Genomic DNA, 10614 nt, shown 5'->3' on the forward strand with positions numbered 1-10614 from the left:
GCCGCCCGGCGTCCCGGTGGTCGGCGCGTCCCCCGGAACGTGGTTGAATCGCGCCGTGCTGACAGCGACCGAGCGGCCGCAGCGGATCATGATCGTCACCGACGCCTGGGAACCGCAGGTGAACGGTGTCGCCACGGCGCTCTCGCGCACCGTGGCCGAGCTGCGCCGGATGGGCTGCGCGGTCGAGGTGGTCACGCCGTGGGACGGCTACCGGACGATCCCCCTGATCACCTACTCCGAGATCCGGGTGCCGATCATGGCGCGCGACGACGTGGAGCGGCGCTTCCTGGAGTTCGCGCCCGACGCCGTGCACATCGCCACCGAGGGTCCGCTCGGCTGGTACGCGCGCGCCGTCTGCGACCACTTCGGTTTCCCGTTCACGTCCAGCTATCACACGCAGTTCCCCGAGTACGTGAGCGCGCGCTGGTCGTGGATCCCGCTGTGGGCGGGCTACCGCTACGTGCGCAAGTTCCACGACAAGTCCGGGGCGGTGCTGGTGGCGACGCCGACCATGCGCGAGCAGCTCACCCAGTGGCGCATCCGGAACGTGACGCCGTGGAGCCTGGGCGTGGACACCGAGCAGTTCCACCCCCGCCGTCGGGCCGCCGCCGGGACCGGGACCACTCCGGCCGGGACCACGGGGACCGGCGTCTACCGCGACCTGCCCGGGCCCGTCTTCCTGTACGTGGGGCGGCTTGCCGTGGAGAAGAACGTCGAGGCGTTCCTCGACCTGGACCTGCCGGGCTCCAAGGTGGTGGTGGGCGACGGCCCGGCCCGCGCCGACCTGGAGGCCGCCCACCCCGGCGCCCACTTCCGGGGCCGCCGCTCGGGCGACGACCTGGCCCAGCACTTCGCCGACGCCGACGTGCTCGTCTTCCCGAGCCGTACCGACACGTTCGGCCTGGTCATCCTGGAGGCCATGGCCTCGGGCACGCCCGTGGCCGGCTTCGACGCGCCGGGTCCCCGCGACCTCATCCCGGGCTCCGGCGCGGGCGCCGTCGACGACGACCTGCGCGCGGCCTGCCTCGCGGCGCTGGCGTGCTCCCGCGAGGAGACGCGCCGGTACGCGGAGCTGTTCTCCTGGCGGGCCTGCGCCGAGGCGTTCTACGACCGGCTCGACGTGCCGCCCCCGCCGGTGCGCGAGCGTATCTGGGTGCGCGGGATGCACCGGCTGCCTAGCCTCGGCCTGACCGGGCTGAGCATGCCGAGCCTGACCGTGCCCAGCCTGACGCTGCCCAGTCTTCCGACGCTGCCGAGCCTGCCGGCCCTGCCGAGCCTGTCCAGCCTGAACCTGCCGAGCCTCAACCTGCCCGGCCTGTCGAGGTCCGGCCTGGCGAAGCCCAGCCTGACGCTGCCCGGCCGCGTCGCCCGGCTCCCCGAGCTGCTGCCCGCCAGCATCCCGCGCACGGTCGGCCGGGCGGTCACCCGGGTCCGGCGGATCGTTACAGACCGACCCACTCGGACTCGCCGTCCGTGAACTGCTGCTTCTTCCAGATCGGCACCTCGGCCTTGATGCGCTCCACCAGCAGGGAGCACGCCTCGAAGGCCTCCTTGCGGTGCCCGGCCGACGCCGACGCGACGAGCGCGACGTCCCCGACCACGAGGTGCCCGTAGCGGTGCGTCGCGGCGACGCGCAGGCCCGTCTCGGCGGCCACCGCCTGGCACACTTTTTGGAGGACGGCGGTGGCGTCGGGGTGCGCCTCGTAGTCGAGGCTGACCACGTCGCGACCCCCGTCGTCGTCCCGCACGACGCCGCGGAACGTGACCACGGCGCCGCACTCCGGCGCCGCCACGGCGGCCTCGACCGCGCGCCCGACGGCGTCGTCCAGCACCTCCTGCGTCACGCGCACGACCTCTGCCGGCACCGCTCCTGCCGCCCCCGCGTCGTCCATCACGTGCTCCCTCACCGGTCCCTCTCCGTCGGGTGCGGCGTCACAGCGGCCACACGGCCACCTCGGCACCCGGTTCGAGCGTAGTCGCGGCCGCTGGCACGTCGATCAGCACGTCCGCGGCGGCCATCGACGCCACGAGGTGCGAGCCGGGCCCGCCGACGACGGCGACGTGCGGCGGCGTACCCGCCGAGGCGCCCGGCCCGGCCGTCCGCACCCGGCGGCCGCGCAGGAGCTGCCGCCGGCCCGCGGGCGAGACCACCGCGTCGTCGAGCACCGCCTGCACCCGGTTCACGGGCGGCAGACCCGCGGCCGCCCGCAGGATCTCGCGGAGGAACACGACGAACGAGACCTGCGCGCTGACCGGGTTGCCGGGGAAGGCGAGCAGGGGCGTGCCGCCGACCCGGCCGAGGCCCTGCGGGCCGCCGGGCTGCATGGCCACGGAGCGGAAGGTGACCTCCGGCAGCGCGTCCTTGACCACCTCGTAGGCGCCCTGGCTCACGCCGCCCGTGGTGAGCACCAGGTCGCAGAGCGCCGCCGCGCGCTCCAGGCCGGCGCGCACCGCGTCCGGGTCGTCGGGCAGGGACAGCCGCAGGCCCACGCGCCCGCCGGCCGCCCGGACCGCGGCTGCGAGCGCCGGGCCGTTGGCGTCGAAGATCTGGCCGGGGCCGGGCTCGCTGTCCGGCCCGACGAGCTCGCTGCCCGTGGAGACGACCGCGACCGTGACCGGGGCGACGAGCGCGAGGCGGGCGACGCCGCACGCGGCGGCGGCCGCCACGTGGTGGGGTGCGAGCACCGTGCCGATCGGGAGCACGACTGTGCCGGCGGCGACGTCGGACCCGGGCTCCCGGACGAACTCGCCGACCGCCCGGCCGCGGGCCACCGCGACGCGGTCCGCGGTGTCCGCCTGGGACGGGGGCGCCGCCGGGGCTGTCGCGACCCGGTTGAAGGTCCCGTGGTCGGTGTCCTCGACGGGGACCACGGCGTCCGCGCCGGCGGGGACGGGGGCGCCGGTCATGATCCGGACGGCCGTGCCCGGCGCCAGGGGGGCCGGGTCGCCCGGGGCGGCGGCGACGTCGCCCGCCACGGGCAGCGTGACCGGCGCGTCCGGGGTAGCGACGGCGACGTCGGCGGCGCGGACCGCGAAGCCGTCCATCTGCGAGTTGCGGAACCGCGGCAGCGGTTCGGGGGCCACGACGTCGCGCGCCAGCACGCGGCCCAGCACGTCGCCGTCGAGGGGCACCTCCTCGACGGGCCGCTCGACGAACGCCGCGAGCAGCCCCGCGACGTCGGCCCGGTGCTGTTCCACGTCCACGCGCTCGCTCATGTCCGCAACCTACCCGGCGAGCGGCCCCGGTCGGCGGTTACCCTGGCGCGGGAACCCCCGCCGCACCGGAGGATCGGCCATGTACATCCAGGCGCTGAGCAACAACGGGACCACCCCCGATGGCGCCCTGGTGCGCCGCGAGTCCGAGACCGCGGACGGCCTGCGGGTGCTCGACTCGGTGCTGGCGATGCGCCCGATGCCCGACGTCGTGCTGCGGGCCCGCCACCGCGTGGAGTACGAGGGGGACGTGCGGCGCTGGGTGCGCTGGTCGCACCAGCGCGAGCCGGGCGGCGTGGACGTCACGTTCGAGCGCGCCGACCTGCCGCCGGGCGTCGGCGACGGCGTCCCCTCGTTCGCGCGGTACCTGCTGGTGCTGGAGCTCGCGACCGTCGGCTCCTGGGTCGAGTACACCCAGCTCGACGACACCGACCCGGCGCGCACGCAGCACGCGCTGCTGGTGCGCACCGACACCCAGCCGCTCGTGCTGCCCGACGGCGTCTCGGTCTCCGCGATGCGCATCGACCAGCTCCTGGACGGCAGCCCCGCGAACGCCTTCTGGTGCGACGAGCACGGCGTGCTGCAGGCCGACTACATCGAGAGGTTTCCCGACGGCACCCGGATCACCGGCGTCTCGTGGCGCACCAGCTGGGCGGGCGTGGAGCCGTGGCTCGACCCGGAGGTGCGCGCGGCGCTCGACGCGTCGGGGATCCTGGCGTAGGCCCGGTCACCGGTGCAGGTGTGCCTTGTGCCCGACCGCGGCGGAGACGTCGGCCTCGGCCACGGCGAGCAGGCGGTCCGCGAGCCGGCGGAGCGCCCGGCCGGCGGCGATCTCGTCGCCGATCAGCGGCACCTCGTCGTCGTCGGGTGACTTCCTGGCGTGCCCGACGCCGCGCAGGGCGTCGGGCGGGCCGTTCATCACGGTGGCCTCCGCCGTCGTGCTGCCCGCGGCCTCGACCACGGTGATCCGCACGTCCCAGGTGAGCGCGCGCCCGCGCCGGGCCTCCGCCCAGGCTCCCGAGCCCGCCTCGACCTGCGCGTCCACGTACGTGTCCCCGCCCGGGTAGACGAGCGTCTCCTCGCCCGTGTCGGACCAGCGCACCCGGTAGGGCGGCGATCCGTCGCCATGGGGGCACTCGGTCACCACGCCGTCCCGCACCACGCCGCCGACCACTCCGGAAGCGGTGACGATCCGGTCGCCCACTGCTGCTTTCATGGGGTCCTCCTCGCGTCGTTGCGATCTCCCCATCATCGCCCCGAACCCCGCGACGGGACAGACGTACCGGTTACCTGGGCGACCTCGGCGCGTGACACGGAAGTGAGAACCTGGCAGGAGAAGGGTTCGCGCGGAGGGTTCGCGTTCGCGCGGAGGGTTCGCGCGTTCGCGCGGAGGGTTCGCGCGCCCGCGCGGAGGAGGGAGCCGGGATGCGGGATCTGCTGCCGCAGCTGCTCGACTGGTGGCGCGCCGACGAGCGCGCGGCCGTGGCCACCGTGGTGCGCACGTTCCGGTCCGCGCCGCGCGAGCCGGGGGCCGCGATGGCCGTCGGCCCGGGCGGCGAGGTGATCGGGTCCGTGTCCGGCGGGTGCGTCGAGGGCGCCGTGTACGACCTCGGCCTGGAGGTCGCCGAGACCGGCCGTCCCGTGGCGGCCCGCTACGGCGTCACCGACGACGACGCCTTCGACGTGGGCCTGACCTGCGGCGGGACCATCGAGGTCTTCGTCGCTCCCCTGTCCCGGGCGGCATGGCCGGGCTTCGATTCCTTCGCCCGGCGGGTGCTGGGGGCCTCGCCGCCCGACGGCGGAGGGGCGCCGTCGGGCGTCTGTCTCGCCACGGTCGTGGGGGCGGACGGCGGCGGGAGTGACGACGGCGGCGGGGCGGCTGCCGGCGACGGCGGCGCGCGGGTCGGTGATGCGCGGGTCGGTGATGCGCGGTTCGGTGACGGCGGCGCGCTCGGCCGGCACCTGGTCGTTCCCGGAGCCGGCGCGGACGGCCCGGACGGCCCGGACGGCCCGGACGGGACACTCGGGGACCCCGGCCTGGACACGGCGGTGACCGCGGACGCCGTCGGGCAGATCGCTGCCGGTGCCTCCGCCCTGCGGGAGTACGGCCCGCACGGTGAGCGCACCGGCACGGGCACGAGGGTGTTCCTGCAGGTGTTCGCGCCGCCGCCGCGGCTGCTGGTGTTTGGCGCGATCGACTTCGCGGCGGCGCTGGCGCGGGCCGGCCGGCTGCTCGGGTACCGGGTCACGGTCTGCGACGCCCGCCCGGTGTTCGCCACGCCGGCCCGCTTCCCGGAGGCCGACGAGGTGGTGACCGAGTGGCCGCACCGGTACCTGGCCGCCGAGATCGCGGCGGGCCGCGTCTCCGCCCGCGACGCCGTCTGCGTCCTGACCCATGACGCCAAGTTCGACGTGCCCCTGCTGCACACGGCGCTCACCGACCTGCCGGACGGCACGTACGTGGGCGCCATGGGCTCCCGCCGGGCGCACGCCGAGCGGGCGGCCCGCCTGGTCGAGGACGGCGTGCCGCGCGCCGCGCTGAACCGACTGCACAGCCCGATCGGGCTGGACCTGGGCGCGCGCACGCCGGACGAGACCGCCGTGTCGATCGTCGCCGAGCTGATCGCGGCCCGCTCGGGCGCCACGGCCCGCCCCCTGCGCGAGACGGACGGCCCGATCCACGGCTGAGGCCGGTTCGGCGATCCGGTCGGCCCTGCTCGGCTGATCTTGCTCGACTGATCTTGCTCGGCCGGCCCGCTCGGCCAGCCCGCTCGGCCAGCCCGCTCGACCGACCGCGCTCGCGCGACCCTCGGTGTCCTGGGTCACAGCCGCGCCCTCTTCCATAATTACGACAGGTTGTCGTAACTTCTTCTTACGACAAGTTGTCGCAACTTGGGAAGGAGCTCCGATGACACAGCAGGACAGGCGCGCGCTCGTGGTGGGCCTCGGGATCGCCGGCATCGCGACCGCGATCGGGCTGCGCCGGGCGGGCTGGGAGCCCGTCGTCGCCGAGCGCTCCCCGGAGCGGCGCACCGGCGGGTACTTCGTCGGGATCTTCCCGGACGGCAAGACGGCCCTCGCGGACCTGGGCGCGACCGACAACCTGCACGTGCGCAACCCCGTCGACGGCAAGGACTGGACCGTGAGCCGGTCCGGCCGAGCGAGGCCCGGTGCCGGGTTCCTCGACCGCCCGGGCGGTCCGTACGCGGTCGTCCGCGGGGACATCGAGGATGCGCTGTGGCGCACCCTCGACGACCTCGGCGGGGCGGAGGTCCGGTTCGGCACCCGCCCCGTCGGTATCGAGCAGACCCCGGACACGGCGCGGGTCCGCCTGCTGCACGAGCCCACCGGGGCCGAGTCCGTCGAGGAGTTCGCCCTGGTCGTGGGCGCCGACGGCGTCCGCTCGGGCGTCCGCCGGCTGGCATTCGGACCGGACGAGGACTACCTGGACCAGTGGGCGGCCATCATCTGCGCCTTCGAGCTGGACGAGCAGGTGCCCGGGCTCGGGCCCGAGGACGGCAGCATCGACGCGCGCTCCCGCCGGGCGGCCTGGGTCTTCGGGTTCGCCGACCGCACCCCCACCGCGCTGCTGACCTATCGCACCCAGGACGTGGACGCGCAGTTCACCCGGCCGCCGGTCGAGACCCTGCGTGAGGTCTACGCGGGCATGGACCACCCGTCCGTGGCCCACGTCCTGGACCAGCTGGAGAAGGCCCCGCACTTCCTGTTCGACTCGGTCAACCAGGTGAAGATGCCGACGTGGCGCTCCGGCCGGGTCGTCCTCGTCGGGGACGCGGCCTGGTGCCTGAACCTCTACTCCGGCATGGGCTCCAGCATGGCCATGCGCGGCGGCGCCGACCTGGGGGCGGCACTGCGCGACCACCCCGAGGACCTGCACGCGGCACTGGCCGCCTGGGAGGCGGGCCTGCGCCCCACGATCACCGGCCACCAGCGCCGCGCCCGGCTCATGCAGCAGCTCTTCGTCCCCTCGGGGCCGGTCGCCGAGCGTGTGCGCGCCGTGGTCCTGGCGGGCCTCGGCGCCGTCGGACGCCTCACGAGCCGCAAGACCGCGGGCGACACGAAGTCCCCGGCCACCGCCGGTGCGGGCAGGTGATACTGGGCGCATGCCACGGATCAAGGGCGCCACGTTCCAGGCCCACCACGAGCAGGTCTGGTCCGACCTGACCGAGGCGATGGGAGCCCTGCTGGCCGAGCGCGGCTACGACGGCTTCAACCTCGGGCACGTGGCCGCCCGCGCGGGCATCGCCCGCAACACGATCTACAACTACGCCAAGGACAAGGCAGCGCTGGCCGCCAAGATCGCCCAGCACGCCAGCCGCGACATCCTGGCCCGGATCGACGAGATCGCCGCGGGGCCCGAACCGGCCCCGCGGCGCCTGGCGCAGATCGTGGACACGCTGATGCGCTCCTTCGACACCCCGGCGGTGCGCCTGATGCTGCACTCGCCCGCCACGGCGATGCCGCAGGACGTGCTGGAGCACCCGGAGGGACCGTTCGCCCAGGTCGCCGCCGCCGTGGAGCAGGTCCTGCGCGACGGCGTCGACGAGGGCACCTTCCGCCCCGTCGGCGACGTCACCCTGACCACGCACCTGCTGAGCGGCATCGTGCGCGCGGGCGCCGAACGCACGGCCTCCGGCGCGGACATCGAGCAGATCCTGCCGGCCGTCACGGACCTGCTGCTGGCGGCCCTTGAGCCCCGGACGGCGGAGCCGACGACGGCACAGCCCTAACCGCCGGGCTCGTCGCGCAGCAGGCCGCGCAGCGCGGACTCGACGTTGCGCTGGTCCTTGTCGATCACAGCGGGATGGCCTCGACCGTCGCGGCGACACCCTCGCGCAGCGCTCGCGCGATCACCACGTCGACCTCACGCCCCAGCAGCTCCTCGAGCTCGGCCTCGAGCGCCCCGATCGCGAACAGTCCGACGTCGGGATCGATGTCTACGAGCAGATCGATGTCCGACTCCGCGGTGTCCTCACCGCGCGCGACCGACCCGAAGACGCGAACGTTGCGCACGCCACGGCGGGCGGCAGCCTCCACGATCTCGTCCCGCCGGTCGCGCAGGAGCAGGGTCAGCAACGGGACGCCCTCCCCCGCCTCGTCACCGGAGCCCGCAGCATCCAGCTTCAGGAGCCGGGCGACCTCCGGCTGGCTGCGGCCGAGCGCAAGCCCGATCCTGCGCTGACTCCAGCCCAGGTCGCGTGCCTGGTGCGCCGCAACCACCAGCTCGCGCGTCGCGGCGGCTCGCAGCTCGCCCGCATGACGGCTCGTCCGCATGAGGTGCTCCGCAAAGGCCCGCTCGACCGCCGATCCGCGTTCCGTCTCTCGCTCCACCCGACCCACCTCCTGATAGCAGATGCTATCAGCGCGCGACCAGCCGCGCCCGGCGTGGCCTCAGTCCGGGTGGTGCACCACGTTGATCACGTTGCCGTCCGGCGCCCGGACGAGGAACCGGCGCACGCCCCAGGACTCCCGGGTCAGCGGGTGCACGATCTCGTAGCCGAGCCGCTTGGCCTCGTCGTACGCGCCGTCGACGTCGGGCGTGTGGACCGAGACGACCGCGTCCTCGGGCGAGGTCGCGTCGCGGGTGACGAGCTGGACGATCGCCCCCGTCTCGGGCGAGGTGCACCGGGCCACCCAGCCCAGGCCGAACTCCTCGGTGCTCAGCCCGAGGTAGCCGGTGTAGAAGTCCTTCGCTGCCGCTACGTCGGCCACCCGAAGGTTGGGCATGATGCGGGTCGCGCGCACGGCGTCCTCCTGTTCGCAGGAAATGCAGGGCCGACGACGTCGGCGCCGTCCTAGGCTGCGGTCATGTCAGCGCACGCAACCATCGTCCCGCCCCGGCTCCGCTCCGGCGACACCGTCCGCGTCATCGCCCCCGCCAGGTCGCGGGCCATGGTCATGGAGCACGACAACACCCGCTGGATCGACGAGCGGTTCGCCGCCATGGGACTCACGCTGACGTTCGGCGAGCACGTCGACGAGGACGACCAGTTCCGCAGCGCCTCGATCGAACACCGGGTTGCCGACCTGCACGCCGCGTTCGCCGACCCCTCGGTCGCCGGCATCCTCACGGTCATCGGCGGGTTCAACAGCAACGAGCTGCTCCCCTACCTCGACTTCGACCTGATCGCCGCGCACCCCAAGGTGTTCTGCGGCTACTCGGACATCACGGCGCTGCAGAACGCGATCCTCGCCCGCACGGGCCTGATCACCTATTCCGGCCCGCACTGGTCGAGCTGGGGCATGCGCGACCACTTCGAGCCCACCGGCGACTGGTTCCGCGCCGCGGTGACCGACGACGCCCCGATCGCCGTCGAGCCCTCCGCGGCCTGGACGGACGACCTCTGGTTCCTCGACCAGGACGCCCGTACCCCCGTGACCAACGAGGGCTGGTGGCGGCTGCGCCCGGGGCAGGCGTCGGGCCGGATCGTGGGCGGCAACCTCTGCACGCTCAACCTGCTCCAGGGCACCGCGAACATGCCGTCGCTCGACGGCGCGCTGCTCTTCCTGGAGGACGACTTCGAGTCGAACACGGTCGCCTTCGCGCGCAACCTCACCTCCCTGCTCCAGCTGCCCGACGCCGCCGGGGTGACCGGCCTTGTGGTCGGCCGGTTCCAGGCCGCCACGGGCTTGACGCGTGCGGCGCTCGACGAGATCGTCGCGCGCCAGCCCGCGCTGGCCGGCAAGCCGGTGCTGGCGGGCGCCGACTTCGGGCACACCAGCCCGCTGCTCACGATCCCGGTCGGCGGCACGGCGGACGTCGTCGTGGGCCCGGACGACGCGAGCCTGACGATCACCAGCCACTGACACGGGGCGCGGGAGGGGCCACGTCCGCCGTCGGCGAACCCGGAAATTGAGTCGGGTCGACTCAGGTTGTACCCGTCATCAGACCCGTCCGGAGGAGGACATCATGACCACCGTTCTTACCCGTTCCCCGTTCGCCAGCACCTGGCTGCGCGAGCCGTGGAGCCAGCAGCTCGGCGTCTCCGAGGGCGTCGTGCCCGCGGCCGACGTCTACCGTGAGGGCGAGGACCTCGTCGCCCGCCTCGACCTGCCGGGCGTGAACCCGGCCGACGACATCACCGTCGAGGTCGAGGGCCGCAAGCTCGTCGTCCGCGGCGAGCGCAAGGACCAGCGCTCGGAGGAGTCCGAGGGCCGCCGCATCTCGGAGGTCCGCTTCGGCTCCTTCCGCCGCGTCGTCACGCTGCCCAAGGCCGTGGACGGCGACGTCGTCCGCGCGTCCTACGACGCGGGCGTGCTGACGGTCACCGTGCCGGGCGTCTTCGCCGGCACCACGCCGCAGCGCATCGAGGTCACCACCGCCGCCTGATCCCCTCAGGCAGCCACCCGACGGCGCCCGACCGCTCACCGCGGCCGGGC

At 74.5% G+C, this 10614-nt stretch carries 12 protein-coding genes; 7 read left to right on the top strand and 5 right to left on the bottom strand.

Features of this window, described 5'->3' with window-relative positions:
* Window positions 1-55: 55 nt before the first annotated feature.
* The gene (locus ACFWEJ_RS22715) at window positions 56-1477 is read left to right on the top strand and encodes a glycosyltransferase family 4 protein (RefSeq protein WP_377231453.1); all 1422 of its coding nucleotides are present in this window, start codon (window positions 56-58) and stop codon (window positions 1475-1477) included.
* On the opposite strand, the gene ACFWEJ_RS22720 is transcribed toward ACFWEJ_RS22715, so the two are convergent.
* Both ACFWEJ_RS22720 and glp read right to left on the bottom strand, forming a co-directional pair.
* Window positions 1443-1892, bottom strand: coding sequence for a molybdenum cofactor biosynthesis protein MoaE (locus ACFWEJ_RS22720; protein WP_377231463.1), 450 nt, complete (start codon window positions 1890-1892; stop codon window positions 1443-1445). The two genes, ACFWEJ_RS22715 and ACFWEJ_RS22720, sit on opposite strands and share 35 nt — an antisense overlap.
* A 40-nt stretch (window positions 1893-1932) precedes the next feature.
* Window positions 1933-3216, bottom strand: coding sequence for a gephyrin-like molybdotransferase Glp (gene glp / locus ACFWEJ_RS22725; protein ID WP_377231454.1), 1284 nt, complete (start codon window positions 3214-3216; stop codon window positions 1933-1935).
* Between the two features lie 79 nt (window positions 3217-3295).
* On the opposite strand from glp, the gene ACFWEJ_RS22730 reads away from it, so the two are divergent.
* Window positions 3296-3934 (top strand): hypothetical protein, encoded by a 639-nt coding sequence (locus tag ACFWEJ_RS22730; RefSeq protein WP_377231455.1) that lies wholly within the window; start codon window positions 3296-3298, stop codon window positions 3932-3934.
* A gap of 6 nt (window positions 3935-3940) precedes the next feature.
* Here the strand turns inward: ACFWEJ_RS22730 and ACFWEJ_RS22735 are convergent, their stop codons facing one another.
* A complete protein-coding gene (locus ACFWEJ_RS22735) occupies window positions 3941-4429 on the bottom strand; it encodes a dsRBD fold-containing protein (RefSeq protein WP_377231456.1) in 489 nt (162 codons plus the stop codon).
* A 209-nt stretch (window positions 4430-4638) separates the two neighbouring features.
* Between ACFWEJ_RS22735 and ACFWEJ_RS22740 the strand changes: the two genes are divergently transcribed.
* From ACFWEJ_RS22740 to ACFWEJ_RS22750, 3 genes are all read left to right on the top strand, one after another.
* The gene (locus ACFWEJ_RS22740) at window positions 4639-5901 is read left to right on the top strand and encodes an XdhC family protein (RefSeq protein ID WP_377231457.1); all 1263 of its coding nucleotides are present in this window, start codon (window positions 4639-4641) and stop codon (window positions 5899-5901) included.
* Between the two features lie 220 nt (window positions 5902-6121).
* On the top strand, window positions 6122-7327 hold the full coding sequence (locus ACFWEJ_RS22745) for an FAD-dependent monooxygenase (RefSeq protein WP_377231458.1): 1206 nt from the start codon (window positions 6122-6124) through the stop codon (window positions 7325-7327).
* 10 nt (window positions 7328-7337) lie between these two features.
* Window positions 7338-7964 (top strand): TetR/AcrR family transcriptional regulator, encoded by a 627-nt coding sequence (locus ACFWEJ_RS22750; RefSeq protein WP_377231459.1) that lies wholly within the window; start codon window positions 7338-7340, stop codon window positions 7962-7964.
* Between the two features lie 64 nt (window positions 7965-8028).
* Here ACFWEJ_RS22750 and ACFWEJ_RS22755 read toward each other — a convergent pair whose 3' ends face one another.
* Window positions 8029-8565, bottom strand: a complete 537-nt coding sequence (locus ACFWEJ_RS22755) for a nucleotidyltransferase family protein (protein WP_377231460.1) — start codon at window positions 8563-8565, stop codon at window positions 8029-8031.
* Between the two features lie 60 nt (window positions 8566-8625).
* Window positions 8626-8979 carry a VOC family protein gene (locus tag ACFWEJ_RS22760; RefSeq protein WP_377231461.1) on the bottom strand — a complete coding sequence of 118 codons (354 nt, stop codon included), beginning with the start codon at window positions 8977-8979 and terminating at the stop codon, window positions 8626-8628.
* A 63-nt stretch (window positions 8980-9042) separates the two neighbouring features.
* Between ACFWEJ_RS22760 and ACFWEJ_RS22765 the strand changes: the two genes are divergently transcribed.
* The gene (locus ACFWEJ_RS22765) at window positions 9043-10041 is read left to right on the top strand and encodes a S66 peptidase family protein (protein ID WP_377231462.1); all 999 of its coding nucleotides are present in this window, start codon (window positions 9043-9045) and stop codon (window positions 10039-10041) included.
* 103 nt (window positions 10042-10144) lie between these two features.
* Entirely contained in the window at window positions 10145-10564 is a 420-nt protein-coding gene (locus ACFWEJ_RS22770; RefSeq protein WP_285102515.1) for an Hsp20/alpha crystallin family protein, read from the top strand.
* The last annotated feature ends 50 nt before the right edge of the window (window positions 10565-10614 follow it).

Source organism: Promicromonospora sp. NPDC060204 (genome assembly GCF_042728455.1).
Classification (GTDB): Bacteria; Actinomycetota; Actinomycetes; order Actinomycetales; family Cellulomonadaceae; genus Promicromonospora.